This window comes from Vibrio sp. QJM3NY_27 (assembly GCF_057785955.1).
Window position 1 is genome coordinate 911,075 of the sequence record NZ_CM173511.1, and the last position, 26,991, is coordinate 938,065.

A 26,991-nucleotide genomic window follows, 5' to 3' on the forward strand; every position below is an offset into this window, starting at 1 on the left:
GATTTCCTCGCTTACTACATCGAAGCAGTCTTTCGTTATCCCAGAATCGAGTAGAACGAGATATCAGGGATCTGCTTTGGTTTTTATGCGCAAGGCGACACTTATAAATGAGCGAAGATACGAAACTTTAGCGAATGTCGCCCTATTAATTGAAGCCCGATCACACTTTTCCTTGTTGTTGAAAATAATACGAAAAAACTCGCAATTTTTATTAAAGCTTCTAATTAAGGGGCCGTTAAAGGGATTGAGAGAAATGATATGTACCAATGTAAGGTGAGAGAGACACTGGTGCATAAACAAAATTGACATGTATTTGTGTGAGGTGAGAGTCACATAAGTACATTAAAAAATGCCTAAAGGAGATCAACTATGGCGATTAATGTAAGCACTAATGTGTCTGCAATGACGGCTCAGCGCTACCTAAATAGCGCGGCTGAAGGTACTCAAAAATCAATGGAGCGTTTGTCTTCTGGCTATAAAATCAATAGCGCAAAAGATGATGCTGCAGGCCTACAAATCTCTAACCGCTTAACGTCGCAAAGCCGTGGCCTAGATATGGCTGTGAAAAACGCGAATGATGGTATCTCTATTGCACAGACAGCTGAAGGTGCAATGAATGAGTCAACCAACATTCTGCAACGTATGCGTGACCTTTCTCTTCAATCTTCAAATGGTTCAAACAGCAAATCTGAACGTGTTGCGATCCAAGAAGAAGTCTCTGCTCTAAACACTGAACTTAACCGTATTGCTGAAACGACCTCTTTTGGTGGTAACAAGCTTCTTAACGGTACTTACGGCAGCCAATCTTTCCAAATCGGTGCTGATTCTGGTGAAGCAGTAATGCTGACTATGAATAACATGCGTACTGACACTCAAGACATGGGTGGCAAGAGCTACGGCGTTACAGAAGGCAAAGATGCTTCTTGGCGTGTAGCTGCAGGTTCTGATCTGACTATCAAATACAACGATAAGTTTGGTGAAGCACAAGAGTTGTCTATTTCTGCGAAGGAAGGCAACGATATGGAAGAGCTAGCAACTTACATCAACGGTCAGAGCCAAGACGTTAAAGCGTCAGTTGGTGAAGGCGGCAAACTGCAACTTTTCGCTTCAAGCCAAAAAGTTGAAGGTGATGTTGAGTTCGGCGGCAGCCTTGCTGGTGAACTTGGTATTGGTGCAGCTAAAGACGTTACTGTTAACGACATTGACGTAACATCGGTTGCTGGCGCGAACGAAGCGGTATCTATCATTGATGGCGCACTAAAATCTGTTGATAGTAACCGTGCTTCTCTTGGTGCTTTCCAAAACCGTTTTGACCACGCAATCAGCAACTTAGATAACATCAACGAAAACGTTAATGCATCTAAGAGCCGTATCAAAGATACTGATTACGCGAAAGAAACGACAGCGATGACGAAGTCTCAAATCCTACAACAGGCGAGTACTTCTATCCTAGCTCAAGCAAAACAATCACCATCAGCAGCTCTAAGCTTATTGGGCTAAACTTACCTCGGTAAGTGGCGGTAAACTCTACTCTGGGTAGAGTTTTACTGTATGGCTCACAAAGGAGGGAGGGAGACTGTTATGGAAATACCATCCAACGCATCGAACATCCAGCCTTATGGCTCACCTAATGGCATTAAATTTGCAAGCGATGAAGGTAGTAGTGCGTTGAGCACTTCACGACTGAAAGAAGCAACATCTTATGGCAAGGTAGAAAAATCGAAAGAGCAAGCTACCGAAGCGGCGATTCAATTAGCTCAACATCGACAAGAGTTAAACGATGAAGAGCGAGTCAAGATGGTAGAGAAGGTAAACGAGTTTATCTCCTCTCTCAACAAGGGTGTTGCCTTTAAAGTCGATGAAGAGTCGGGGAGAGATGTGGTTACCATTTATGAGACCACTACCGGTGATATTATTCGCCAGATCCCTGACGAAGAAATGCTTGAAATTCTAAGACGCCTAGCAGCCCAAAATTCAAATAGTAGAATATTTGAGGTGAAGGTTTAAGTCGTATTATTGAGGTGGTTTAATGAGTTTTGGCCCAATGGGGATTTCGTCTGGCATGGATATCAATTCCATGGTCAGCAAAATTGTTGATTCGGAGCGTGTACCTAAACAGCAACGAATTGATAATGAACGAACGCGAATCGATACCAGCATTAGTGCCTATGGAAGACTCAGAGAATCCCTTGATTCGATGAAAAACCTGATGACAAACTTTCGTCAGGAAAAAGCTTTTGCTGTGCGAACAGTTGAAAGTACCGATGAAGGTCTGGTTTCTGCAACCGCGACTACCGAAGCGATCGCTGGCAAATATGCCATCGATGTGTTGCAGCTTGCCCAGAGTCATAAAGTGGCTTCTGATGTACTGTCAGAGGACATGAAATTTGGCCCAGGTAAGCTGCAGGTTTCGCTTGGTGATGACAGCTTTGATGTGCAAGTTGGCGACAGATCGAAACTTATCGATGTCGTTCGCAGTATAAACGGCGCAGATAGCAATCCAGGCGTTCGTGCATCTATTATCAATGATGTCGAAGGCCCACGACTTATTGTCGCCTCGAACCAGTCTGGTTCAGATCAGCAGATCAGCATTAATGTAGAGTCTGATGCTGCTAATCCTCTAAAAAAACTCGAATACAAAACTCTAGAAGAGCGTGTGAAGGCGCTTGAGAAAGCGCGCCTTGCTGCACAAGATGTTCTTGCTCTAACCCCTGCAGGAAAAGCCGTTGAACTCATCGATGAAGCGATCGCTAACGATGAACCAAATGCGAGTGAAAAACTCGATGAAGACGGAAATGTTATCCCAGCAACCCAAACCGATTCTGCCTCAGATGTTGACGGAGACTCTCAAAGTCTTAGCTACGGCGAGCAAGCTGCAGCCGATGGTCAAGCTGCCCTAGACGCAGCTCAGGCGTCAAAGTCTGTGATGCCCGAAGACAATATCCCAGGTTGGACTGAGACAGCCTCAGGAACTCTTTTAGATTCTTACTACACACCAGAACTTGAGCTTGATGAAAAAGCGATAGAGAAGGCGCCTGACGTGCCGGGGTGGTCAAATGCTGCCTCGGGTACTCTGACCGATTCTTATGTGACGCCGAAAGAAGCTCAGCAAAAGCTTGAAGCTGAACAAGCGCGAATCGAAGATAAAATTTCACAAGAAAAAGCCGATTTGGCTGAGAAAGTTCAAAAAGGCGAATTGACCGCGGAACAAGCCAAAAAAATTGAGCGTGCGAAATTAGAACCCGAAGAGCGTGAGCTTTTAGAGAAAGTCGATAAAGTGCAAGCTGACCTCGAACAGGCACAACAGTCTTTTGATACCTATAGCGGTATGGCTGAAGTTCAGGCGGGGCAAGATTCAATGGTCGTTCTAGACGGCGTTGCACAGCTTTCTAGTAATAACAATGTGATTGAAGATGCCGTAGAAGGTATCGATATTACGGTGAAAGGAAAAACGCCCAAAGATAAGCCACCGGCCGAAATCGGTGTTGAGTACGACCGTAATAGTGTGCGCCAAGACATTGAATCTTTCGTTAACTCTTACAATCAGTTTTATCAAGTGTCTAAGAACTTGGCGGGCGTTGATCCAACGACTGGCCAAAAAGGGCCGCTTTCTGGCGACAGTACTGTACGTAATGCCGACTCGCGATTGAAAGGGGTGTTCTCATCAAGTATTGAAGGCGCGCCTGATAATCTCAAGTCATTGACTGAATTTGGTATCACGACCACAAGGCAAGGCTCGCTAGAAATTAACTACGACATGCTTGATCGTCAACTTAATAATAACTTCGATAAGTTGGGTGAGTTCTTTGGCGGCAACAATGGTTTCGCCAAAAAAGTGGAAGATGCGATTCAAGGTATCACAGGTATCACCGGTTCGATTCGTACTAGAGAAAAGAGCTTAGTCGAGCAAAACTACCGCTTGGTTGATGATCAAAGCGCACTCGATCGCCGCATGGACAGCCTAGAAAACCGCACACATTCTAAGTTTACTGCCATGCAAGATGCGACTAGCAAGATGCAATCCCAGCTGGGCAGTATGATGAATGCGTTGGGCTAATAGATGAACAGTCAGCTGCAAGAGCTTTGTGAACTCGATCAATTAATTATCTCTAAGCTTGAATTTAGTGAAATTAATGCTGAAGAAATAACGCGGCTTGTCGATAACAGAGAACAGTTATTGCAAAACGTGCTTCAAATAATCGACTCACACCCCGACGTTAAGCAAAGTTCTGAGTGGTTTGAAGCCATTACCAGAACCAGAAAATTAGTCGAATTGATGCAGTCTGAGACGAGTCGAGTCGGTAAGACCCTACACAAATATCGTCACGGCGCTAAATCAGTTCAACAATACAAAAAGTTTTTATAAAAGAGGTTTACTATGCGCGGTTCTTTACAGGCATATAAAAAGGTATCAGTGGATAGTCAGCTAACAGCTGCCTCACCGCATAAGATTGTACAAATGCTAATGGCAGGTGCTATCGAGCGCTTGATTCAAGGTAAAGCGGCAATGCAAGCGGGCAACATCCCAGTGAAAGGCGAGCGACTTGGTAAGGCTCTGGATATCATTATTAGCCTACGTAGTTGCCTGTCTATGGACGATGGTGGCGATATTGCGAAAAACCTAGATCAACTTTATGAGTTCATGATCACGCAAATTTCTGCGGCAAATCACAAAAATGACCCACAGCCTATTGATGATGTTATCGATATTATCCGCGAAATTAAGAGCGCTTGGGACCAAATTCCGAACGAATATCACAACTTGACGTCTGCTGACGTAGGTATTTAAAGAAAAACTGCAGTTTTAACCAATCTCATATCCCTTAATTGGTTGGTTGCCTTATTTTTTTAATCAAATAAAATAGAAGCCATTAGATAGCCTAATGGCTTTTTTCGTTGCTGATTTCCTAAATTTGTCCACGTAGACCATAATCATTGATACTTTTCTCTGTTTTATCGATTACGTCGCTCACCGTTTTTCTGCATCGCACCAAAATAAAGGCAATAATTCCTACTTATGCAAGGTTTGGCAAAACTGCTTGTCGTCGACGATAGCGCTCAAGATCGTCACAATTTAAGCACAATATTAGAGTTTGTAGGAGAGAGCTGCGAAGTAATCAGCTCTGAACAAGCACGTAAAGTTGATTGGTCACTACAGTGGGCCGGCTGCATTATTGGTACCATTAAAGGTAAAGGCTTCAACGCATTACTGAACGAAAAGCTTGTTCACGCCAATCACATCCCTTTACTGGTGATTGGTAAAAACAATCACCCGGTTGACGAGCTAACTAACTATGTTGGCGAGCTTGAACTTCCTCTTAACTACCCGCAATTAAGTGATGCATTAAGGCACTGTAAAGATTTCTTAGGCCGCAAGGGTGTTCAAGTGGTGTCTTCGGCACGCAAGAACACACTGTTTCGCAGCTTAGTAGGGCAAAGTGCTGGCATTCAAGAAGTACGTCACTTAATTGAACAAGTCTCTTCTACGGAAGCGAACGTGCTGATTCTTGGTGAATCTGGTACCGGCAAAGAAGTCGTAGCGCGTAATATTCACTATCACTCTAAGCGCCGTTCTGGGCCTTTCGTGCCTGTGAATTGTGGTGCTATTCCACCAGACTTACTCGAAAGTGAGTTGTTTGGTCATGAGAAGGGCGCATTTACTGGTGCGATTACCGCACGAAAAGGTCGCTTTGAATTGGCTGAAGGTGGCACACTGTTTCTTGATGAAATTGGCGATATGCCAATGGCAATGCAAGTTAAGTTGTTGCGTGTACTGCAAGAGCGCTGTTTCGAACGCGTAGGTGGTAACAGCACCATTAAAGCTGACGTTCGTGTGATTGCAGCAACACACCGCAATCTTGAAGACATGATCGACGATGACTCGTTCCGTGAAGACCTTTATTACCGCTTGAATGTATTCCCGATTGAAATGCCGGCGCTTCAAGATCGTAAAGAAGATATTCCACTGTTGCTTCAAGAACTAATGACTCGAATGGAAGCGGAAGGCAGTATGCCTATCTGCTTCACGGCTCGTGCTATCAATTCTTTGATGGAGCACTACTGGCCAGGTAACGTTCGTGAGCTAGCGAACCTCGTTGAGCGAATGGTTATCCTGTATCCGAATAGCTTGGTTGATGTGAATCATCTACCCACTAAATATAGATACAGTGATATCCCTGAGTTCCAGCCTGAATTTAATCGCTTTGTGTCGGAAGAAGAGCAAGAACGTGATGCACTTTCTGATTTGTTCTCAGAAGATTTTAGCTTTGACCAGCAAGATGATCTTGCCGATAACGCGAATGCGCCTCAAGAGTTACCACCAGAAGGTGTTAATTTGAAAGAGCTGTTGGCGGATATGGAAGTGAACATGATTAACCAAGCCTTGGAAGCGCAGGGTGGCATTGTTGCCCGTGCTGCAGACATGCTTGGAATGCGCAGAACCACTCTGGTTGAAAAAATGCGTAAGTATAATCTACAGCGATAGAGCTCAGATTCGTGTTCAGCGATATCAAATTAAGACGGGTGTTGAGTTAAAGCATCGTTTTGGTTGAGAGAATAGAGAGGGCATAGTCGAGTTGTTGCTTGCTTAACTATGTGATAAATATAGCAAATAGCCTGACGCGTGTTTTACGTGTCAGGCTGTTTTAGTATTTGAGGCAAATTTTTGACATGCACGGATCTAACGAATCAGAAAATCAGTCACACCTAGATTCAGTTGAACAGCAGGTTGAGCGCTATAAGCAAGTGCTTGATGTGATGCCAGCAGGTGTCATCTTGTTAGATACTCATGGTGAAGTAAGGGAAGCGAACCCAGAAGCGCACCGAATTTTAGGTGTGGAACTGGTGGGCGAGAAGTGGTTTTCGGTTATTCAAAGTGCCTTTGATCCAAAAGACGATGATGGACATGAGATCTCACTGAAGAATGGGCGTAAGGTTCGTTTGGCTATTTCAGCTTCTACCACGGGTCAACTTATCTTGATTACCGACCTGACAGAAACTCGTCTTCTACAGTCTCGCGTGAGTGATCTTCAGCGCTTGTCGTCGTTAGGCAGAATGGTAGCCTCGTTGGCACACCAGGTTCGTACGCCACTTTCTAGCGCCATGCTTTATGCATCAAACCTTGCCGCGCCAAACTTACCGCCGGCAACAAAGACACGTTTTCAATCTAAGCTTATGGATAGATTGCATGACTTAGAGAAGCAAGTGAACGACATGCTGTTGTTTGCCAAAGGTGGCGACAACAAGGTTGTGAAGCCATTTACCGTTGCTGAACTGATCACTGAATTTCACCCAATGGTGGAAGCGGCATTAAAATCGAACCAGATTGATTATTGCCAAGAAGTGGAAGGCGAAGAGACTCAGATGTTTGGCAATGCTAATGCTATAGCTTCTGCTCTGAGCAACCTAGTTTTGAACGCAGTGCAAATTGCGGGTAAAGAATCGCAGATTGATGTTTTTTTTAGGCCCGTAAACGGCGAGCTTAAGATATCAGTGCAAGACAGTGGCCCCGGCGTACCGAAAGAGCTTCAAGGTAAAATTATGGAACCCTTCTTTACCACTCGTTCGCAAGGTACAGGTCTAGGTTTAGCCGTTGTACAAATGGTCTGTCGAGCACATGAAGGCCGACTGGAATTGATATCAGAAGAAGGGGATGGCGCATGCTTTACTATGTGTCTACCGCTGGAAAGAAGCGCTTCTTCTGAAGACTAATAAGTTTTAACTGAATTTACACTGGAGAATCCTATGGCTCAAAGCAAAGTGTTAATCGTCGAAGATGATGAAGGTCTACGCGAAGCCCTTGTCGACACTCTCGCGCTTGCTGGCTATGAATGGCTGGAAGCGGATTGTGCGGAAGATGCTCTGGTAAAATTGAAATCGAACTCCGTTGATATTGTTGTCTCTGATGTGCAGATGGCAGGTATGGGCGGCTTAGCACTGCTAAGAAATATCAAGCAGCATTGGCCAAATCTACCAGTATTGTTGATGACAGCGTATGCCAACATTGAAGACGCCGTTGCCGCAATGAAAGAGGGCGCTATAGACTATATGGCAAAGCCATTTGCGCCTGAAGTACTGCTCAATATGGTGAGCCGTTATGCTCCGGTAAAATCGGATGATAATGGCGATGCCATCGTTGCCGATGAGAAAAGCATCAAGTTAATGATGTTGGCTGACAAGGTGGCTAAAACCGATGCTAACGTCATGGTGTTGGGGCCAAGTGGTTCTGGTAAAGAGGTGATGTCTCGCTATATTCACAACGCTTCGAGCCGTAAAGACGGTCCGTTTGTTGCGATTAACTGTGCCGCGATTCCAGATAATATGTTGGAAGCAACACTGTTTGGCTACGATAAAGGCGCATTTACTGGTGCTATTCAAGCTTGTCCTGGTAAATTTGAGCAAGCTCAAGGCGGTACTATTTTGTTGGATGAGATCAGTGAAATGGATCTTAGCCTACAAGCGAAACTACTGCGCGTGTTGCAAGAGCGCGAAGTTGAACGTCTTGGTAGCCGCAAGAGTATCAAACTGGATGTTCGTGTTCTGGCAACCAGTAACCGCGACCTAAAGCAGTATGTTTCTGAAGGGAATTTCCGTGAGGATTTATACTACCGCCTGAATGTATTTCCAATTACTTGGCCAGCACTGTGTGAACGTAAAGGCGATATTGAGCCGCTTGCGAAGCACTTGGTTGAGCGCCATTGCACCAAACTTGGTATGCCCGTTCCTGTTCTGTCCGAGCAAGCCATCAATAAGCTCGTCAATTATCCGTGGCCGGGTAATGTGCGTGAACTGGATAATGTCGTGCAGCGCGCTCTAATTCTGAGTGAGCAAGAAAATATTTCAGGTGAGCACATCTTACTTGAAGGTGTCGATTGGCAAGACGCAAGTGGCCTACAGCAAATTGTTGAAGGCAACAGTGTTGCAGCGCCAGAAATTAAGCCGATAGCTGAAGCGAGTCCAATCAATAAACTGGCTGCCAGCAGCGAAGGGTTAGGTAATGAGCTTAGAGATCAAGAGTATGCGATTATTCTTGAGACGCTGATCGCTTGTAATGGCCGACGCAAAGAAATGGCAGAAAAGTTGGGCATTAGTCCTCGTACATTGCGTTATAAGTTGGCAAAGATGCGCGATGCTGGGATAGATATCCCAAACTGAGGATAGGTTAGTAGTGTCAGCTTTCTGACTAGTGTATTACGATATCTAGTCAATTTAATGTGTGGCACGCTAATTGCTCTGTCAATAATACAGCTAAATAGATAGTCATAATTTTGACTCCTGAGGTAGTAGATGAGAATAGATGGTTTACAAGGCGAAATGCAGGCAATGATGGTTGAAGCTGCTAGCGCGCGTCCTGCTGCAACGGGGCAAGCGGTCGGTGCAGATTTTGGCAACATGCTGACGCAGGCCATTAATAACGTGAACTCATTACAAAAAACCTCAGGTGATCTTCAAGCTCGTTTTGATAGTGGCGACCAAAGCGTGTCTCTATCGGACGTGATGATTGCTCGTAATAAATCTAGTGTGGCTTTTGAGGCGACGATCCAAATTAGAAATAGATTGGTCGAATCGTACAAAGAGCTGATGAATATGCCGGTATAAGTTGGGTAATTAAATAGTGGCAGATAATAGTCAAACAACAGATTTAACCGTAAGCGATAGCAATGACCATGCACTCATTGCAGGTTCGGAGCTTGATGGGGAAGGGCAAAATCCCGATCTAGGTGAACGCAGTTCCTCTAAGTTCGATATGGCCGTCGGTGATCTCGATTTACTTCGTCAGGTCGTCTTAGTCCTATCTATTTCTATCTGTGTAGCGCTGATTGTGATGCTGTTTTTCTGGGTGAAAGAGCCAGAAATGCGTCCATTAGGGGCTTATGAAACAGAAGAGTTGATTCCCGTTCTTGATTACTTGGATCTACAAAAGATCGAATACACTCTTGAAGGTAACACTATCTCGGTACCGGCTAGTGAGTACAACTCATTAAAGCTTAATATGGTACGAGCGGGTTTGAATCAAGAGCGAAACGCCGGTGATGACATCCTCATGCAAGACATGGGTTTTGGTGTATCACAACGTTTAGAGCAAGAGCGCCTTAAGTTAAGTCGTGAAAGACAGCTTGCGAAAGCCATTGAGCAGATGAAACAGGTACGTAAAGCTCAGGTTTTATTAGCCTTGCCAAAGCAGAGTGTCTTTGTTCGTCACAATCAAGAAGCCTCAGCTTCCGTATTTCTGACTCTGAAAACGGGCAGTAACCTCAAGCAGCAAGAAGTTGATTCTGTTGTCGACATGGTGGCAAGTGCCGTTCCGGGAATGAAAACCTCACGTATCACGGTGACCGATCAGCATGGCCGACTGTTGAACTCAGGTTCTCAAGACCCGATGTCAGCTGCGCGTCGTAAAGAACATGAGCTAGAGCGCAATCAAGAGCAAGCGCTGCGTGAAAAAATTGACTCTATCCTAATTCCTATTCTTGGGTTTGGTAACTATACCGCTCAGGTTGATATTCAGCTTGATTTTAGTGCAGTGGAACAAACGAGAAAACGTTTTGATCCGAATACGCCAGCGACTCGAAGTGAATACACGTTAGAAGATTACAACAACGGCAACACTGTGGCTGGTATTCCTGGTGCTTTGAGTAACCAGCCTCCTGCAGATGCTTCAATTCCCCAAGATGTTGCTCAGATGAAAGACGGTGCGATGACGGGGCAAGGCTCGATTCACAAAGAAGCGACCCGAAACTTTGAGCTAGACACAACCATCAGCCATGAACGTAAACAGAGCGGCACGGTTAACCGTCAGACGGTATCGGTAGCGATCAAAGACCGTCAATCACTGAACCCTGATACGGGCGAAGTGGTTCATACGCCAATCCCTGCCAGCGAAATTAATGCGATTCGTCAGGTACTGATTGGTACTGTCGGTTTTGATGAAAATCGTGGCGATTTACTCAATGTGTTAAGCATGCAGTTCGCACCACAAGTGACGGATGTTGTCGCTGATGTGCCAATTTGGGAGCATCCAAACTTCAATGATTGGGTACGCTGGTTTGCGAGCGCGTTGGTTATTATTGTCGTGGTATTGGTACTTGTTCGCCCTGCAATGAAGAAACTGCTTAACCCAGCAGCTGACGACGACGACCAAATGTACGGCCCTGATGGTATGCCAATTGGTGCCGACGGCGAAACCAGCTTAATTGGTGGTGATATTGAAGGTGGCGAGTTGTTTGAATTTGGTTCAAGCATCGACTTACCAAACCTTCATAAAGACGAAGACGTGCTGAAAGCAGTACGTGCACTTGTAGCGAATGAACCAGAGCTAGCAGCTCAAGTAGTTAAGAATTGGATGGTAGATGGCTAACGAAATAGTTCCACAACAAACGGAAGGCGGTGAAGTGCTTGATGTCTCTAGCGTGGATATCGATTCTATCTCAGGCGACGAACGTGCTGCGATCTTGTTACTAAGTTTAAATGAAGAAGATGCTGCTGGTATTATTCGTCACCTAGAGCCAAAGCAGGTTCAGCGTGTGGGTAGTGCAATGGCGCGAGCTACTGATCTATCCCAAGAAAAAGTGGGAGCGGTTCACCGTGCTTTCTTAGATGATATTCAGAAGTACACCAACATTGGTATGGGCAGTGAAGACTTCATGCGTAATGCGCTGGTCGCTGCCTTGGGTGAAGACAAGGCGAATAACCTTGTTGACCAAATCCTTCTTGGTACTGGCTCGAAAGGTTTGGACTCACTTAAGTGGATGGATCCTCGTCAGGTGGCGAGTATCATCATCAACGAGCACCCTCAGATTCAAACCATTGTATTGTCGTACCTCGATTCTGATCAGTCGGCTGAGATTCTGTCTCAATTCCCAGAAAGAGTTCGTCTGGATCTGATGATGCGTATCGCTAACCTTGAAGAAGTTCAACCTTCGGCTCTTGCTGAATTGAATGAAATCATGGAGAAACAGTTTGCGGGTCAAGCGGGTGCTCAAGCTGCCAAAATTGGTGGCCTGAAAGCCGCGGCTGAGATCATGAACTACATGGACAATAATGTGGAAGGCGTCTTGATGGATCAAATCCGAGATCAAGACGAAGATATGGCAACGCAGATTCAAGATCTTATGTTTGTCTTTGAAAACCTTATTGAAGTTGATGACCAAGGTGTTCAACGACTGCTGCGTGATGTTCCACAAGACGTTCTACAAAAAGCGCTTAAAGGTGCTGATGACGGTCTACGTGAGAAGATCTTCAAGAACATGTCTAAACGTGCTGCCGATATGATGAGAGACGACATTGAGGCGATGCCGCCAGTAAAAGTCTCTGACGTGGAAGCGGCTCAAAAAGAGATATTGGGTATTGCGAGGAAGATGGCAGACAGTGGCGAGATTATGCTGTCTGGTGGCGCCGACGAGTTCCTTTAATACAGAAACCTCAAGAGCCCCACACTGTTGGGGCTTTTCTTTATCCAATCTCGAACCCAAGATTAACTCCGTTCAACGGCTTGAATTTACATGCAGCTGGACGCATTCATAGATAGGTACTGATATGTCAGGTGATAGAAAACGCGGCTTCCTTCGCCCTGAAGAAGATAATACGGTTGCCCAACCTCAAAAATGGGGGTTGCCTGACTACACCTCTGATGTGAATAAACAAGCCAAAGAAACGGCCTTTAATTACGATCCTAGTTGGATGCCGACGGTTGAAGAAGCCATTGAAGACGAAGAGCTTGTTCTGACTGAAGAGCAAATCGAACTGATTAAGCAAGGTGCTTATCAAGAAGGGCTTCATCAAGGGCAAGAAGCTGGCTTTAAACAGGGTTACGATAAAGGTAAAGAAGAAGGGTTTGTTGCAGGCCACGAAGAAGGCAACCAAGCCGGCAAGCTTGAAGGCGTGACTGCTGGTCAAGAGTACATTCAGCAGCAAGTTGCCATCTTTATGGGGCTAGCCAACCAGTTTGCTCAACCGTTAGAGCTGATGAACTCTCAGGTAGAGAAGCAATTGGTGGACATGGTACTGACCATGGTCAAAGAAGTGGTTCATGTTGAAGTGCAAACCAACCCACAAATCATATTAGATACCGTCAAAGAGTCGGTCGAGTCGTTGCCGATCTCAGGTCATGCGATCACATTGAAGCTTAATCCCGAAGACGTCGCGATTATTCGTTCTGCGTATGGCGAAACTGAATTGGATTGCCGCAATTGGACGTTAGTTGCAGAGCCTGCACTCAACCGTGGTGACGTACAAATCGAAGCGGGTGAGTCGAGCGTTAACTACCGCATGGAAGACCGTGTGAAAAACGTCATTCAAAACTTCTGTGGCGCAAACCGTCATCAGGGTCATGAGTAATGCTTGAATTAGCAAATCGTCTTAGCCAATACAAAGTCGAAGGGCTAAAATCGCGACCAATTGCCTCTGGTAAGTTAGTACGCGTTGTTGGCTTAACGCTTGAAGCGACCGGCTGTAAAGCACCCATCGGCAGCCTGTGTTTAGTAGAAACCATGTCTGGTCAGATGGAAGCCGAAGTCGTCGGCTTCTCTGGCGATAACTTATTTTTGATGCCGAGTGAACAAATCACTGGGATATTACCTGGCGCTCGTGTGACCCCCGTGACCACTGAAAGCGGTATCCCTGTTGGAATGGAATTGCTTGGCCGAGTGATCGACGGTGTGGGTAATCCACTTGATGGGCTAGGTCCCATCTATACCGAACAACGCGCTTCATTTAATGCTGAGCCAATCAACCCTTTAGCTCGAAAACCGATTTCTGAACCGCTCGATGTCGGCTTGAAGGCCATAAACGGCTTGCTGACGGTAGGTAAAGGTCAGCGTATTGGTCTGTTTGCTGGTTCCGGTGTCGGTAAGTCGGTCACGCTCGGGATGATGACTCGAGGCACAACCGCGCAAGTGGTGGTGGTGGGTCTAATCGGTGAGCGTGGACGAGAAGTTAAAGAATTTATTGAAGAGATTCTTGGCGAAGATGGACGCAAACGATCTGTGGTGGTCGCTGCTCCTGCGGATTCATCGCCGCTGATGCGATTGAAAGGTTGCCAAACTGCACTGGCTGTAGCTGAGTACTTCCGCGACCAAGGTTTAGATGTTCTTTTATTAATGGATTCATTGACCCGTTTTGCTCAGGCTCAGCGTGAAATTGCTCTGTCTGTGGGTGAGCCGCCAGCAACCAAAGGTTATCCGCCATCAGTATTCGCCAAGCTTCCTGCGCTGGTGGAACGTGCGGGTAACGGCAACGATGAACAAGGTTCTATCACGGCTTTCTTTACCGTTTTAACTGAAGGTGATGACTTACAAGACCCCATTGCCGATGCGTCACGAGCGATTCTTGATGGTCACATTGTTTTATCGCGTGAGATGGCCGATGCCGGACATTATCCTGCGATTGATGTCGAGAAATCCGTCAGTCGTGTTATGCCGCAAATCACCACCGAAGAACATGTATTGATGTCGAAAGCGGTGCGCCAAGTACTCTCTATCTGTCGTAAAAACCAAGATTTGGTATCGATTGGTGCTTACAAACCGGGGACTGATCCTGCCATTGATAGTGCCTTCACCTTGAAACCGAGGTTGGACGAGTACTTACAGCAAAAAATGAAAGAAACGGTTCCCTATGACATGTGTGTCAACATGTTGAAACATGTATTGGGTGGCTAACGAGTGAATAAGGTTAGTCATGGATAACGCATTAGAATTTTTGCTCGACCAAGCCAAGGATCAAGAGAACCAAGCCGTACTCGCGCTCAACAAAGCGAATTCAGAGCTTCAAGGTTACTATGAGCAGGTCGCTCAGATTGAAAAGTACCGACTTGATTACTGTCAGCAACTTATTGACCGCGGAAAAGCAGGACTCACAGCGAGTCAGTACGGTCACTTGAACCGTTTCTTAACTCAACTAGATGAAACATTATCTAAACAGAGAGAAGCGGAGCACCATTTTAAAAACCAAGTCGACAACTGCCAAAACTACTGGATGGAGCTACGTAAAAAGCGTAAATCCTACGAGTGGTTGATGGAGAAAAAACAGAAAGAGAAGGCAAAGCTGCAAGATCAAAGAGAACAAAAGCAAATGGATGAGTTCTCGACGCTGATGTATGGCCGAAAGAAGATGTGATCCTAAGCCCTGAATGACGCTGGTGTTGCCGTTCAGATTGTGAGAACAGAACTAATAGGCATGTTTCTTGCTCCGTTTTATATAAAATTGCGCGTTATGCCCAGCAAAGGCATGAAAAGCACCCGACTTTCTTTTTGTTGTCCGATTTATGGCAGCAAAGCTAGTAGATAGAGCTTGTATATATGAATGTTAGCCTTTCCTCAAATTCAGCGACCAACAAAACGTCATCGTTGTTGGACACCGGTTCTGCCTCTTCAAAGGTAGAAGAGACCGGCGACTCTAAAGGTTTCTTAGAGTCTTTTAAAGAAGCGCTAGGCTTTGAAGAAAGTGACAGCAAAGTGGCAGTAAAAGACACTGATGGCGCCCCAAAATCAGACGAAAAACAGACCTCTGCGGAAGAAGAAGTATCGGCTGAAAAGACTAAAGGTGATTCAACTGAGTCTAAGATCGCTGATGAGGCTAGCGAAGCTCAAACCAAGCAGGCTAAAGCAGCGACGGATGCTGAAAATACGGCTACTAGCAACGCAGCTACTGAACAGACGTCTGAACTAAATTCACAGTCGAGCGATAAAGCCTCGTCGAAACCGTCTGATGACGATACCTTGGCTGCGGCTCAGCCCAAAGGTGATTCTGATACACAATCCGCAGAGCTGAATGCTCAGGGGGCATCTCAAGCTAGTGCTGCGATGAGTGAAGGCAATAAATTGCTTGGTCAGTTGGACGAGGCAAACAAAACACTGAATCAACCTGACAACGGCAAAGGCTTGCCTCAGCAAGTGAAGGCTGATGAAGCTCAAGGCAAGATTGTAGGTGCCACTGCTGTGGGCGTTCTTGCGACCGACACCGTGGGTAAACCGGCACAACAAACCAATGCAACAAATCAAGAAAACGGTCTTGAGGTCGATTCTGAAATTGCCGTGCTTACCGGAGGTAAGGGTGTTTCACAGTTGACTGATGATGAAATTCGACAGTTGATGGATAAAGGCGTCACCCCAGAACAAATTGAAGCGAGTATGAGCCGAGAGTTGCGCCAAAAGAACGCGGCCAGTGCGGTTGCTGCCGATCAGAGTCAAGCACTCTCAGCAGCAGATATGGAACTCGCAAAACAGGTTGATGCCCATACCAAAGCGTTAAACCAATTGAATGGTCAAATCGAATCAGAACAGTCTGTTGTCGATGGTCTGGTTCAAAAGCAACAAAGTGGCGCTAAGTTGACGGTCGATGAGCAAGCTGCGCTGGCTCAAGCAACCTCTAACTTAGAAGTATTGAATCAACAACTAACCAATGTTCAACAGCAAGCAACGGCTTTACTAAACCAAGCTCCGAACGTGAACAGCACATCCGGTGAACCCGCCGCTATTGATTGGGACAACACTGATTCAAATGAAGCCAAAGCCTTAGCCGCGGTGGCATCAACAACGGCAGTAGCGACGGCTGCACAACAAGTATCAGCGCAGGCCGCTTCTCAATCAGCAAATAATGCTCTTACGGATAAGGCGGCAATGCTGCACGCCAATAATGCGCATGCGGCTCAACAATTGGCTTCTCAACAAGGTAATGCCGCTCCAATGCAGCAGCAAGCGGCCTTAGATCCTAGCTTAACGGCACAAAGCCTAGCGATGAATGCAACGCCAGCAGCCACAAAAGCAAGCTCGACTGACGCGCTTCTTAAAGCGGGCGCTGGTGCCGCTGCATTGTCTGGTTTGGGTAAAGCGGGTGCTAAAGAAGATTCTAAAGATTCGACCTTGGCCCAGCAGATCGCTTCTGCGGCTGGCGCACAGGGTACAGCAACGGTTGGTTCAGCACCTACGCGAGCTGAAATTCAAGCTGCTCAACAAGCGCCTTTACAGCTCACCAAAGAGCTAGCCAATGAGCAGGTCGCGGAAAAAGTCCAAATGATGATGTCTAAGAACCTCAAGAACTTAGACATTCGTCTCGACCCACCAGAATTGGGTCAGATGAAAATCCGAATGACCATGAATAATGATGTGGCGAACGTGCACTTTACGGTTAGCAATCAACAGGCAAGAGATGTGATTGAACAAACCTTACCTCGCTTGAGGGAGATGCTTGCTCAACAAGGTCTACAACTAGCCGATTCGTCAGTTCAGCAACAGAGCTCTAGTCAGGGGCAGGATAGATACAACAATGGTGAGCAACAATCCGGCACTAACCGCACAAATGATGGCCAAGGTGATGAAAACCTTGATAGTGGCAGCAATCTTGAATTGAATGTCGCATCAAAGCGTGATGGAATTAGTTATTATGCCTAATATCAGGCTAAGAACGCTTGGTTGATAGAAAGAACCATCAGTTAATCGAAAGAACAGGAAGTTAGAGTAAAGTATGGCAGAAGAACAAGATGCACCTAAAGGGAAGAGCAAGCTCCTTATCATCATTATAGCGGTAGTCGTTTTGCTGCTTGGCATAGGTGGTGCGCTGTTCTTTTTCTTAGGCTCCGATGATAGTGCCTCTGAATCTCAGTCTCAGCCAGCCACCGCAGTGGTCGCAGCAGAGCCTGTCATGTATGTTAATATTCCTCAGCCTTTCTTGTTTAATGTGACGGGGGATAAAAAAGATCGCCTAGTTCAGATAAAAGCACAGCTGATGGTACGTGGCAGTAAGAATGAAGACCTCGCACGTTACCACTCTCCACTCGTAGAAAGTACGCTACTGGCCACGTTCGCTTCGGCAACGGTTGATCAATTACGCTCACCCACTGGGCGAATTGAACTGCGTGACAAGGCAACGGAAGATATTAAAGCAAGTCTGGCTCAAGCTGTTGGCCAGCCTGTGATTGAAAAAGTGTTATTCACTGACTTCGTAATTCAATAGGTAATTTGTGACCGATTTATTAAGCCAAGACGAAATTGATGCGCTATTACATGGCGTTGATGATGTTGAAGAAGTTGAAGATGTCTTAGAAACCGAGAATGACAGTGCGGTCAATTTCGACTTCTCATCTCAAGATCGAATCGTCCGTGGTCGAATGCCGACCCTTGAACTTATTAACGAGCGCTTCGCACGTCATATGCGGATCAGTTTGTTTAACATGTTGCGTAAAACGGCTGAAGTGTCGATCAATGGTGTCCAAATGATGAAGTTTGGTGAGTACCAAAACACATTGTATGTACCCACCAGTTTAAACATGGTTCGCTTCCGTCCATTAAAAGGCACAGCGCTGATCACTATGGAAGCGCGCCTTGTATTTATTCTTGTAGAAAACTTTTTTGGTGGCGATGGACGATTTCACGCCAAGATTGAAGGCCGTGAATTCACGCCAACAGAAAGACGAATTATTCAGTTACTGCTGAAAATTGTTTTTGAAGATTACAAAGAAGCTTGGTCTCCAGTGATGGGGGTTGAGTTTGAATACTTGGATTCTGAAGTGAACCCAAGCATGGCGAACATTGTGAGCCCAACCGAAGTGATTGTTGTGAGTTCATTCCACATTGAAGTGGATGGCGGTGGTGGTGATTTCCACGTCGTGATGCCTTATTCCATGGTTGAGCCGATTCGTGAATTGCTTGATGCCGGTGTTCAATCAGACAAAATGGAAACCGACGTTCGTTGGAGCACCGCGCTGCGTGATGAAATCATGGATGTGCCAGTCAATTTTCGCGTGAACTTGTTAGAGCAAGATATTTCCCTGCGTGATTTGATGGAATTGCGCCCAGGGGATGTCATTCCTATGAACATGCCTGAACACGCGACGATGTTTGTCGAAGAACTGCCGACTTATCGTGTGAAAATGGGGCGTTCTGGTGAGAAGCTCGCGGTACAGATTTCGGAAAAAATTCAAAGACCGCATGTGGTCAAAACTGATCTCGCTTTTCTAGGCAAAGACTTAATGTCTGAGCTCGAAAATAGCGATGATGACGAATAGCAGCATAGATAAAAGTATAGGAATTGGTAATGGAACCTAGTGAAGATCAAAAGTTAGCAGACGAATGGGCTGCAGCACTTGGTGAAGACCCTTTAGCACCGTCAATTGATGTTGATGATGTGCTTGCGGCACCACTTGATGAGCTAACTGATTCATCGTCTCCGATTTCTGAAGATGAGCGTCGTAAACTGGATACCATCATGGATATCCCAGTGACTATCTCGATGGAAGTTGGCCGTTCTCAGATCAGTATCCGTAACTTACTTCAATTGAACCAAGGTTCGGTTGTAGAGCTCGATAGAATTGCTGGTGAGTCACTAGACGTGATGGTTAACGGTACCCTGATTGCGCACGGGGAAGTGGTTGTGGTGAACGACAAATTTGGTATTCGTCTGACTGACGTAATTAGCCAAACAGAACGAATTAAGAAGCTACGTTAATGCGCTTTTCGCCAAAAAGATTGGTGGGCTCGTCTCACGGGATAGCTGGTTTGTTTAGCGGAGTGACCGGCTTGTTTCGTGAAATCACACGCTTGTCCCGTGGAATATTGGGAATAGGGCTGTTGTCTACGCCTTCTATTGCCTTTGCCGCGCCTCCTTCTCTTGATTTAGCGACCACTTTTGGGTCGCTAATTTTCGTTATCGCATTCATCTTATTTATTGCTTGGTTACTCAAGCGAATGCAAGTGCCTGCAATGTCGAATCAACAAGGTTTGGCTATTGTTAGGCAGATTCCTGTTGGAACTAAGGAACGCATTGCGATTGTGCAAGCAGGTGATGAACAGTTCTTAGTAGGTATTACCACGCAATCCATTCAGCTGATCTCTAAGCTCGATAAACCTCTTACTCAGGAGATGCTGGAAAAAAGTACGTTTTCAAGTCAGCTTTCCCAGCTAATTAAAAAAGATGCAAACAAGTAACGGACTTTTTACCTCATCTTACTTTTGCCAAATCGGATCTTTTCGAGTGGTAAAAGCGTTGTTGGTTCAGCTCATTCTCCTCTGTTCTTTAGTGTTCAGTGTGTCGGTATTTGCACAGGCTGAAGATGGCACCGTCATTCCAGCGAATACAGCAGGCTCAGAGTCGGTTACCATCAGCACGATGGAACAAGACCAAGCTAAATCGCAAACCATGACCACTGGTAGTTTAACGGGTAATGGTGGTGGCATCCCTGCCTTTACCATGACCACCAACGCCAATGGCGGTGAAGACTACTCGATCAATTTACAGATATTGGCCCTAATGACCATGCTTGGCTTCTTGCCGGCAATGGTAATTTTGATGACGTCGTTCACCCGTATTGTGGTGGTGATGTCTATTTTGCGTCAGGCTATGGGTCTCCAACAAACGCCTTCAAACCAAGTGATTATTGGTATCGCGATATTTTTGACCTTTTTCATCATGTCACCAGTGATCAATCAAGTTAATGAGCAAGCGGTTCAGCCTTATCTCAATGAACAAATATCGGCACGACAGGCGTTCGACGTTGCCCAAGGCCCGATCAAGTCTTTCATGCTCAAACAAACCCGAATCAAAGATCTAGAAACCTTTGTTGAGATCTCGGGTGCGGAAGTGACTAACCCTGAAGATGTTTCCATGGCGGTTCTGATTCCAGCGTTTATCACATCGGAGCTGAAAACGGCTTTCCAAATTGGCTTCATGCTGTTCTTACCTTTCTTAATCATCGACTTGGTGGTCGCCTCGGTATTGATGGCTATGGGTATGATGATGTTGTCACCGATGATTGTATCGTTACCATTTAAGTTGATGTTGTTCGTTCTTGTTGATGGTTGGAACTTGATACTCTCCACTCTCGCCGGCAGTTTTGCCTTGTAGCTGGGGGAATAATGAATCCTGAAATATTCGTAGAGTTGTTCCGAGATGCACTTTGGATGGTACTGATAATGGTATGTGCCATTATTATTCCTAGCCTATTGATTGGTTTAGTCGTAGCGGTTTTCCAAGCTGCGACGTCTATCAATGAACAAACATTGAGTTTCCTACCACGTTTGATCGTGACGTTATTGGCGTTGATGATGTTTGCTCACTGGATGACTCAGATGATGATGGAGTTTTTTTTCGAACTCATCGAACGCTTGCCGCAAGTTCTGTATTAAACCAATATGGAATACCCAACGAGCCTTGTATTAGAGTGGTTAGCCAATTATTTTTGGCCATACACTCGCATCTCAGCCATGCTGATGGTGATGACGGTAACAGGGGCACGCTTTGTGTCGCCGCGTATCCGTCTGTATTTAGGTTTGGCGATCACCTTTGCTGTGATGCCCGCAATCCCAGCAGTTCCTAAAGAGATTGAGCTGCTGTCCTTCCAAGGATTCTTGACGGTATTTGAACAAATCGTGATTGGTGTCGCCATGGGGTTTGTTACTCAGTTTTTGATTCAAACTTTTGTTATGCTCGGTCAGATTTTAGGTATGCAATCGAGTTTGGGTTTTGCCTCTATGGTCGATCCTGCTAACGGTCAAAATACGCCAGTACTTGGCCAACTGTTCATGCTGTTGGCGACCATGTTTTTCTTGGCGACCGATGGCCACTTGAAAATGCTGCAATTGGTGGTGTTCAGTTTTAAAACCTTGCCGATTGGCAGTGGCTCTTTAACCGCCGTCGATTTCAGAGAGCTGGCATTGTGGCTTGGAATCATGTTCAAAACAGCATTAGCGATGTCGTTATCGGGTATTATTGCGCTGCTGACGATTAACCTTTCATTTGGTGTAATGACACGTGCGGCACCTCAGCTAAACATATTTTCTTTGGGTTTTGCATTTGCGCTACTCGTGGGTCTGTTACTTTGTTGGTACATCCTTGGCGGATTGTTTAGCCATTATGAGCTATTTTGGATACAAGGCGAGCAACAGATATGTCGTCTAATCCGGTTAGATTGCTAGGAGACTGAAATGGCAGAGTCAGACGGTCAAGAACGCACAGAAGACGCCACGCCCAAACGCTTGCAACAGGCCAAAGAGAAAGGGCAGGTTGCAAGGTCAAAAGAGCTGGCGTCAGCATCGGTATTGATAGTCGGTGCGATTTCTTTAATGTGGTTTGGCGAATCGATGGCGAAGGCTTTGTTCGAGGCCATGCAACGCCTGTTTTCACTCAGTCGTGACGAGATTTTTGATACTAATAAGCTACTGGAAATAGCGGGTGGCGCATTAGTAAACTTGTTGTTTCCACTGTTCTTGATTCTAATCACTTTGTTCGTTGCTGCTGTGATTGGCGCTGCGGGTGTTGGTGGGGTCAATTTCTCAATGCAAGCCGCTATGCCAAAGGCATCTAAGCTCAATCCTTTGAGTGGTATCAAGCGTATGTTTGGCTTACAAAGCTGGGTTGAACTGCTGAAATCTATCTTGAAAGTGGCTTTGGTATCGGGCATGGCCATTTACCTGATTCAAGCTTCTCAACATGACTTGATGCAGTTGAGTATGGATGTGTACCCACAGAATATATTCCATGCCTTAGATATTTTGCTTAACTTCATCTTGTTGATCAGTTGTTCTCTACTCATCGTGGTCGCCATTGATATCCCATTCCAGATTTGGCAACACGCCGATCAGCTGAAGATGACCAAGCAAGAAGTCAAAGATGAATTTAAAGACACTGAGGGTAAACCCGAAGTGAAAGGTCGTATTCGTATGCTGCAACGAGAAGCCGCTCAACGACGAATGATGGCTGACGTTCCTCAAGCGGATGTGATTGTGACCAACCCGGAACACTTTTCAGTGGCGCTGCGCTATAAGCAGAATCAAGATAAGGCACCAATTGTGGTTGCTAAAGGTGTCGATCACATGGCGATGAAGATCCGTGAAATCGCACGAGAAAATGACATCTATATTATTCCAGCACCGCCATTGGCCAGGGCGCTTTATCACACCACAGAGCTAGAACAACAAATTCCTGACGGTCTGTTTGCGGCAGTTGCACAAGTACTTGCATATGTTTTCCAGCTTAAGCAATACCGAAAAAAAGGTGGAGAGAGGCCAAAACTGCAAGATTCTAATATGCCGATCCCACCTGATTTACGACATTAGATCAATTGCTTGAGCTCAGCTTGATGAACCCTGATAATAGCAACTTAGCTACCCCTCTTGTTTCCGAGGTGATGGCGATAATTTGACGTGAGATGTTGGTACAGTGTTTGCTATATCAATTCCGAACATATTAGCCCATAGCAACATAGCTTAGACCTAGGCCTCAATCTGCTTAGTGAGATAGCTACAACATAGCGAAACTGCCTAGATTTATGAAATTCACCCTGCCTTTTGCGGACAAGCTACCTAAAATTCCTAACCGTGCCATGCCTGCGATTGGCGCGCCTGTTATGGTGCTTGCAACGCTAGCTATGGTGGTGTTGCCCATTCCAGCTTTCTTGTTGGATATGTTCTTCACCTTCAACATTGCACTGTCTATGGTTGTGCTATTGGTTTCGGTTTATACCCGTCGGCCTTTAGACTTCGCTGCATTCCCGACCGTACTCCTGATTGCGACTCTGCTCCGCTTGGCCTTGAACGTTGCTTCGACACGTGTGGTATTGCTCCATGGCCATGAGGGTGGTGACGCTGCCGGTAACGTTATCGAAGCCTTTGGTAACGTGGTTATCGGTGGTAACTATGCGGTTGGTTTGGTGGTGTTCTTGATCCTGATGATCATCAACTTCATGGTTGTCACCAAAGGTGCGGGTCGTATCTCGGAAGTAAGTGCACGTTTTACCCTTGATGCTTTACCGGGTAAGCAGATGGCAATCGATGCCGACTTAAATGCAGGTTTGATCGACCAAGATCAGGCTCGTACTCGACGTTTTGAAGTGACCAAAGAAGCCGATTTCTACGGTTCAATGGACGGTGCATCTAAGTTTGTTAAAGGTGATGCGATCGCTGGTATCTTGATCTTGTTCATCAACATTATTGGTGGCTTGAGTATTGGTATGGTTCAGTTTGACCTTGGTTTTGGTGAAGCAATCGAAATCTATACACTACTGACTATCGGTGATGGTCTGGTTGCTCAAATTCCATCGCTATTACTTTCTATTGCTGCAGCGATGATGGTTACGCGTCAAAACACCGATGAAGACATGGGCGAGCAGCTTGTCTTCCAAATGTTCGATAATCCTAAAGCCCTTATGATCACTGCTGCAATCCTTGGCATCATGGGTATTGTGCCGGGTATGCCGCATTTCTCGTTCTTGAGCCTTGCTGTCGTTGCAGGTGCAGGTGCCTATTACATTGATAAAAAGAACAAGAAAAAAGCCGAACAACCCAACCTTCCAGCTACGGTTGAAGCGAGTGGGGAGACGGGTTCTCAGAAAGAACTTTCGTGGGATGATGTTCAGCCTGTTGATATTATTGGCTTAGAAGTTGGCTACCGCTTGATTCCTCTAGTTGACAGAGACCAAGGTGGCGAACTGCTTGAACGCGTTAAAGGGGTGCGTAAGAAGCTGTCTCAAGATTTTGGTTTCTTGATCCCAGCAGTACACATCCGCGATAACCTAGAATTGACGCCAAACAGTTACCGACTCACCTTAATGGGGGTTGCGGTTGGTGAGGCTGAGATTAAGCCGGATATGGAATTAGCCATTAACCCAGGCCAAGTGTATGGAATGATCGATGGTGAGCCGACGATTGACCCTGCCTTTGGTCTAGAAGCGGTGTGGATTCGTGAAGAGCAGCGTGAACATGCGCAAGCCTTAGGTTACACGGTTGTTGATTCATCAACCGTGTTGGCCACTCACCTCAGTCAACAGCTAACGAATAACGCATCACAACTGATTGGTCACGAAGAAGTTCAGAACTTACTTGAGATGCTTAGCCGCTCAACGCCTAAGCTGGTGGAAGGCTTTGTACCGGACCAATTACAGCTTGGCGTCGTTGTGAAAGTGCTACAGAACCTATTGAATGAAGCCATTCCAATTCGTGATATTCGAACAATAGTCCAAACTTTGTCGGAGTACTCAAGTAAGAGTCAAGAACCTGACATACTTACGGCGGCTGTTCGTATCTCTTTGAAACGACTAATTGTTCAAGAAATCAATGGTATAGAGCCAGAGTTGCCCGTAATAACCTTGATTCCAGAGCTGGAACAAATCTTGCATCAAACCATGCAGGCATCCGGCGGAGAATCTGCTGGTATTGAACCTGGTTTAGCCGAACGTTTACAGACCTCACTCAGCCATGCCACACAAGAGCAAGAGCTGAAAGGTGAGCCAGCAGTGCTACTGACCTCTGGTGTATTGCGTTCAACTCTGGCTAAGTTCGTGAAGAACACGATCCCAAGCTTGAGAGTGTTATCTTACCAAGAGATACCGGACGAAAAGCAGATACGTATAGTACAAGCTGTTGGTAATTAAGCCGCCTAATTAGAACGGACGATCGAATTGAAAATTAAACGATTTTTTGCAAAAGATATGCGAACCGCACTGCTCCAAGTTAAAGAAGAACTTGGCTCAGAAGCGGTGATCATGTCTAACAAAAAGGTCGCAGGTGGCGTGGAAATTGTTGCCGCTATTGATGGCGAATCTAGCCCGTCGACAGCGAGCCAGAGATTAAATAAACCTCAGCAGCCTGCGCAAAGCCAATATACGCAAATGGCCGCACCCGCAGCACCGGCAGGGCGTCGTCAATTAGACGATGACAAGGTTAGCCTACAGACAAGTGCTGAAGGTGGACGCTCAATGACTAAACGCTTTGCGAATATGCTAAAGCAATACAGTCATGGCGCTGATGATGAGCCACAGCACCGCGCTGAAAACGAAGACTCGTTGTCAGCATTGCTAAATCGCCAATCCAGCACGGGTCATAAGCCGCATAGCAATCATCAGCCACATAGTAATCGTCAGTCTCTCGGCAACCAGTCGTCTCTTGGCAATCAACAGTCTCTTGGCAATCAACAGTCTTCTGGTAACCAGCAATCTCACGGGAGCCTCGATTCAGCATTTGCTCGTGAAACAGGCTTATCTAAATTGATTGCCGAAGACCGCAGAGTAGAGCGTCCAGCACCTCGTTTGGATCCTACCCGTTATGATCGTGGTCGTGAGAACCCTCAGTCGAAAGGTTCAGATGCAGAAATGGAGACGATGCGTGAAGAGATGACCTCAATTCGTCGTCTATTAGAGCATCAAGTATCAGGGCTAATGTGGCAAGAAGTTGAGCGTCGTGAACCGCTCAGAGCCATGCTTATCAAACGCCTCGAGCGTATGGGTGTATCTGCCGAGCTTGCCGATCAAATGGCCTGTTACATTCCTGAAGATACCAAGCCTGCACGTGCATGGAAGGCCTTGTTAGCACTGGTTGCTGACCAGATCTCGGTAACGCAAAAAGATATTTTAAAACGCGGTGGTATTGTGGCCTTATTGGGCCCGACTGGCGTAGGTAAAACAACGACGGTTGCTAAGCTAGCTGCACGCGCAGCCATGGAATATGGCGCCGACAACGTCGCACTAGTGACAACGGATACATATCGTATAGGTGCACATGAGCAGTTATCGATTTATGGTCGAATTATGGGTTGTCCTGTAAGAGTTGCTAAAGATTCTAGTGAATTGGCCGATGTAATATATCAGTTACGTAATCGTCGCCTGATTCTGGTCGATACTGCAGGCATGGGACAACGAGATGTTCGCCTATCTGAGCAGTTAGACACATTGATGCAAGAGAGTGGTTCCGTTATCAATAGTTACCTTGTGTTGCCTGCAACCGCACAGCGCAAAGTACTACAAGAAACCATTGAACACTTTAGAAGAATCCCGTTGTCGGGATGTATCCTGACTAAGCTGGATGAATCCCTTAGCTTGGGTGAGTTCATCAGTGTGGTAATACAAAATGCATTACCAGTTGCTTACATAGCAAATGGTCAACGAGTTCCTGAAGATATCGTCATAGCTCAGCCAAAGTATATGATTGCTAAGGCCAATGAGTTATTAGAAAAATCTACAGAGAATGAACCTCATTACTGGAATAGCGATTCTGAAGGGCTCTAGGCGGCGGA

Annotated in this window: 24 protein-coding genes and 2 pseudogenes; all 26 read left to right on the plus strand. The window is 45.9% G+C overall.

Features of this window, described 5'->3' with window-relative positions; all coding sequences use genetic code 11:
* Window positions 1-369: 369 nt before the first annotated feature.
* The 26 genes and pseudogenes from AC3CIA_RS04160 (at window position 370) to flhF (ending at window position 26,983) form a co-directional block, all read left to right on the plus strand.
* On the plus strand, window positions 370-1,500 hold the full coding sequence (locus AC3CIA_RS04160) for a flagellin (RefSeq protein ID WP_004736190.1): 1,131 nt from the start codon (window positions 370-372) through the stop codon (window positions 1,498-1,500).
* 81 nt (window positions 1,501-1,581) lie between these two features.
* On the plus strand, window positions 1,582-2,007 hold the full coding sequence (flaG, locus tag AC3CIA_RS04165; protein ID WP_237299669.1) for a flagellar protein FlaG: 426 nt from the start codon (window positions 1,582-1,584) through the stop codon (window positions 2,005-2,007).
* Between the two features lie 22 nt (window positions 2,008-2,029).
* On the plus strand, window positions 2,030-4,057 hold the full coding sequence (gene fliD / locus AC3CIA_RS04170; protein WP_237299666.1) for a flagellar filament capping protein FliD: 2,028 nt from the start codon (window positions 2,030-2,032) through the stop codon (window positions 4,055-4,057).
* 3 nt (window positions 4,058-4,060) lie between these two features.
* Entirely contained in the window at window positions 4,061-4,366 is a 306-nt protein-coding gene (gene fliT, locus AC3CIA_RS04175) for a flagellar protein FliT (RefSeq protein WP_004736193.1), read from the plus strand.
* A gap of 12 nt (window positions 4,367-4,378) precedes the next feature.
* Window positions 4,379-4,789: a flagellar export chaperone FliS gene (fliS, locus tag AC3CIA_RS04180; RefSeq protein ID WP_004736194.1), complete on the plus strand. Its 411-nt coding sequence runs from the start codon at window positions 4,379-4,381 to the stop codon at window positions 4,787-4,789.
* Window positions 4,790-5,017: 228 nt separating this feature from the next.
* Window positions 5,018-6,484 (plus strand): sigma-54 dependent transcriptional regulator, encoded by a 1,467-nt coding sequence (locus AC3CIA_RS04185; protein WP_004736195.1) that lies wholly within the window; start codon window positions 5,018-5,020, stop codon window positions 6,482-6,484.
* 185 nt (window positions 6,485-6,669) lie between these two features.
* The gene (locus tag AC3CIA_RS04190; RefSeq protein WP_017076823.1) at window positions 6,670-7,710 is read left to right on the plus strand and encodes a sensor histidine kinase; all 1,041 of its coding nucleotides are present in this window, start codon (window positions 6,670-6,672) and stop codon (window positions 7,708-7,710) included.
* 33 nt (window positions 7,711-7,743) lie between these two features.
* The gene (locus AC3CIA_RS04195) at window positions 7,744-9,153 is read left to right on the plus strand and encodes a sigma-54-dependent transcriptional regulator (RefSeq protein WP_488518568.1); all 1,410 of its coding nucleotides are present in this window, start codon (window positions 7,744-7,746) and stop codon (window positions 9,151-9,153) included.
* Between the two features lie 132 nt (window positions 9,154-9,285).
* Window positions 9,286-9,597, plus strand: coding sequence for a flagellar hook-basal body complex protein FliE (fliE, locus tag AC3CIA_RS04200; RefSeq protein ID WP_004736198.1), 312 nt, complete (start codon window positions 9,286-9,288; stop codon window positions 9,595-9,597).
* Between the two features lie 16 nt (window positions 9,598-9,613).
* Window positions 9,614-11,356 carry a flagellar basal-body MS-ring/collar protein FliF gene (gene fliF, locus AC3CIA_RS04205; RefSeq protein ID WP_237299662.1) on the plus strand — a complete coding sequence of 581 codons (1,743 nt, stop codon included), beginning with the start codon at window positions 9,614-9,616 and terminating at the stop codon, window positions 11,354-11,356.
* Window positions 11,349-12,410: a flagellar motor switch protein FliG gene (fliG, locus tag AC3CIA_RS04210; RefSeq protein WP_004736200.1), complete on the plus strand. Its 1,062-nt coding sequence runs from the start codon at window positions 11,349-11,351 to the stop codon at window positions 12,408-12,410. The genes fliF and fliG overlap by 8 nt, the downstream gene beginning before the upstream one ends.
* 124 nt (window positions 12,411-12,534) lie before the next feature.
* The gene (fliH, locus tag AC3CIA_RS04215; RefSeq protein WP_488518569.1) at window positions 12,535-13,335 is read left to right on the plus strand and encodes a flagellar assembly protein FliH; all 801 of its coding nucleotides are present in this window, start codon (window positions 12,535-12,537) and stop codon (window positions 13,333-13,335) included.
* The gene (gene fliI / locus AC3CIA_RS04220) at window positions 13,335-14,654 is read left to right on the plus strand and encodes a flagellar protein export ATPase FliI (protein ID WP_010439337.1); all 1,320 of its coding nucleotides are present in this window, start codon (window positions 13,335-13,337) and stop codon (window positions 14,652-14,654) included. The genes fliH and fliI overlap by 1 nt, the downstream gene beginning before the upstream one ends.
* 19 nt (window positions 14,655-14,673) lie before the next feature.
* A complete protein-coding gene (gene fliJ, locus AC3CIA_RS04225; protein WP_017076818.1) occupies window positions 14,674-15,111 on the plus strand; it encodes a flagellar export protein FliJ in 438 nt (145 codons plus the stop codon).
* Between the two features lie 182 nt (window positions 15,112-15,293).
* Window positions 15,294-15,707, plus strand: a pseudogene (locus tag AC3CIA_RS04230) (flagellar hook-length control protein FliK); the annotation flags it as partial.
* 45 nt (window positions 15,708-15,752) lie between these two features.
* Window positions 15,753-17,384, plus strand: a pseudogene (locus AC3CIA_RS04235) (flagellar hook-length control protein FliK); the annotation flags it as partial.
* 73 nt (window positions 17,385-17,457) lie between these two features.
* Complete coding sequence (gene fliL, locus AC3CIA_RS04240) at window positions 17,458-17,946, plus strand: flagellar basal body-associated protein FliL (protein ID WP_004736206.1); 489 nt, start codon at window positions 17,458-17,460, stop codon at window positions 17,944-17,946.
* Window positions 17,947-17,953: 7 nt separating this feature from the next.
* On the plus strand, window positions 17,954-18,997 hold the full coding sequence (gene fliM / locus AC3CIA_RS04245; RefSeq protein WP_004736207.1) for a flagellar motor switch protein FliM: 1,044 nt from the start codon (window positions 17,954-17,956) through the stop codon (window positions 18,995-18,997).
* 29 nt (window positions 18,998-19,026) lie between these two features.
* A complete protein-coding gene (fliN, locus tag AC3CIA_RS04250) occupies window positions 19,027-19,437 on the plus strand; it encodes a flagellar motor switch protein FliN (protein WP_004736208.1) in 411 nt (136 codons plus the stop codon).
* On the plus strand, window positions 19,437-19,916 hold the full coding sequence (gene fliO, locus AC3CIA_RS04255; protein ID WP_488518570.1) for a flagellar biosynthetic protein FliO: 480 nt from the start codon (window positions 19,437-19,439) through the stop codon (window positions 19,914-19,916). The genes fliN and fliO overlap by 1 nt, the downstream gene beginning before the upstream one ends.
* The gene (gene fliP, locus AC3CIA_RS04260; RefSeq protein WP_017084521.1) at window positions 19,903-20,832 is read left to right on the plus strand and encodes a flagellar type III secretion system pore protein FliP; all 930 of its coding nucleotides are present in this window, start codon (window positions 19,903-19,905) and stop codon (window positions 20,830-20,832) included. The genes fliO and fliP overlap by 14 nt, the downstream gene beginning before the upstream one ends.
* Before the next feature lie 11 nt (window positions 20,833-20,843).
* Window positions 20,844-21,113, plus strand: a complete 270-nt coding sequence (fliQ, locus tag AC3CIA_RS04265) for a flagellar biosynthesis protein FliQ (RefSeq protein ID WP_004736211.1) — start codon at window positions 20,844-20,846, stop codon at window positions 21,111-21,113.
* A gap of 6 nt (window positions 21,114-21,119) precedes the next feature.
* The gene (gene fliR, locus AC3CIA_RS04270; RefSeq protein WP_004736212.1) at window positions 21,120-21,902 is read left to right on the plus strand and encodes a flagellar biosynthetic protein FliR; all 783 of its coding nucleotides are present in this window, start codon (window positions 21,120-21,122) and stop codon (window positions 21,900-21,902) included.
* 9 nt (window positions 21,903-21,911) lie between these two features.
* The gene (gene flhB / locus AC3CIA_RS04275; protein WP_004736213.1) at window positions 21,912-23,042 is read left to right on the plus strand and encodes a flagellar biosynthesis protein FlhB; all 1,131 of its coding nucleotides are present in this window, start codon (window positions 21,912-21,914) and stop codon (window positions 23,040-23,042) included.
* 212 nt (window positions 23,043-23,254) lie between these two features.
* Window positions 23,255-25,354, plus strand: a complete 2,100-nt coding sequence (gene flhA / locus AC3CIA_RS04280) for a flagellar biosynthesis protein FlhA (protein ID WP_102540310.1) — start codon at window positions 23,255-23,257, stop codon at window positions 25,352-25,354.
* A 27-nt stretch (window positions 25,355-25,381) separates the two neighbouring features.
* Window positions 25,382-26,983 carry a flagellar biosynthesis GTPase FlhF gene (gene flhF / locus AC3CIA_RS04285; RefSeq protein ID WP_488518571.1) on the plus strand — a complete coding sequence of 534 codons (1,602 nt, stop codon included), beginning with the start codon at window positions 25,382-25,384 and terminating at the stop codon, window positions 26,981-26,983.
* Window positions 26,984-26,991: the final 8 nt, after the last annotated feature.

Bases quoted from the DNA above. Each gene is read 5' to 3' on its own strand.
- fliE (WP_004736198.1), top strand. From the start codon at position 9,286: ATGAGAATAGATGGTTTACAAGGCGAAATGCAGGCAATGATGGTTGAA.
- fliN (WP_004736208.1), top strand. From the start codon at position 19,027: ATGGAACCTAGTGAAGATCAAAAGTTAGCAGACGAATGGGCTGCAGCA.
- fliQ (WP_004736211.1), top strand. From the start codon at position 20,844: ATGAATCCTGAAATATTCGTAGAGTTGTTCCGAGATGCACTTTGGATG.
- fliS (WP_004736194.1), top strand. From the start codon at position 4,379: ATGCGCGGTTCTTTACAGGCATATAAAAAGGTATCAGTGGATAGTCAG.
- AC3CIA_RS04160 (WP_004736190.1), top strand. From the start codon at position 370: ATGGCGATTAATGTAAGCACTAATGTGTCTGCAATGACGGCTCAGCGC.
- fliJ (WP_017076818.1), top strand. From the start codon at position 14,674: ATGGATAACGCATTAGAATTTTTGCTCGACCAAGCCAAGGATCAAGAG.
- fliG (WP_004736200.1), top strand. From the start codon at position 11,349: ATGGCTAACGAAATAGTTCCACAACAAACGGAAGGCGGTGAAGTGCTT.
- fliP (WP_017084521.1), top strand. From the start codon at position 19,903: ATGCAAACAAGTAACGGACTTTTTACCTCATCTTACTTTTGCCAAATC.
- fliI (WP_010439337.1), top strand. From the start codon at position 13,335: ATGCTTGAATTAGCAAATCGTCTTAGCCAATACAAAGTCGAAGGGCTA.
- flaG (WP_237299669.1), top strand. From the start codon at position 1,582: ATGGAAATACCATCCAACGCATCGAACATCCAGCCTTATGGCTCACCT.
- flhA (WP_102540310.1), top strand. From the start codon at position 23,255: ATGAAATTCACCCTGCCTTTTGCGGACAAGCTACCTAAAATTCCTAAC.
- AC3CIA_RS04185 (WP_004736195.1), top strand. From the start codon at position 5,018: ATGCAAGGTTTGGCAAAACTGCTTGTCGTCGACGATAGCGCTCAAGAT.
- AC3CIA_RS04195 (WP_488518568.1), top strand. From the start codon at position 7,744: ATGGCTCAAAGCAAAGTGTTAATCGTCGAAGATGATGAAGGTCTACGC.
- fliT (WP_004736193.1), top strand. From the start codon at position 4,061: ATGAACAGTCAGCTGCAAGAGCTTTGTGAACTCGATCAATTAATTATC.
- flhB (WP_004736213.1), top strand. From the start codon at position 21,912: ATGGCAGAGTCAGACGGTCAAGAACGCACAGAAGACGCCACGCCCAAA.
- fliH (WP_488518569.1), top strand. From the start codon at position 12,535: ATGTCAGGTGATAGAAAACGCGGCTTCCTTCGCCCTGAAGAAGATAAT.
- AC3CIA_RS04190 (WP_017076823.1), top strand. From the start codon at position 6,670: ATGCACGGATCTAACGAATCAGAAAATCAGTCACACCTAGATTCAGTT.
- fliR (WP_004736212.1), top strand. From the start codon at position 21,120: ATGGAATACCCAACGAGCCTTGTATTAGAGTGGTTAGCCAATTATTTT.
- fliD (WP_237299666.1), top strand. From the start codon at position 2,030: ATGAGTTTTGGCCCAATGGGGATTTCGTCTGGCATGGATATCAATTCC.
- fliO (WP_488518570.1), top strand. From the start codon at position 19,437: ATGCGCTTTTCGCCAAAAAGATTGGTGGGCTCGTCTCACGGGATAGCT.
- fliL (WP_004736206.1), top strand. From the start codon at position 17,458: ATGGCAGAAGAACAAGATGCACCTAAAGGGAAGAGCAAGCTCCTTATC.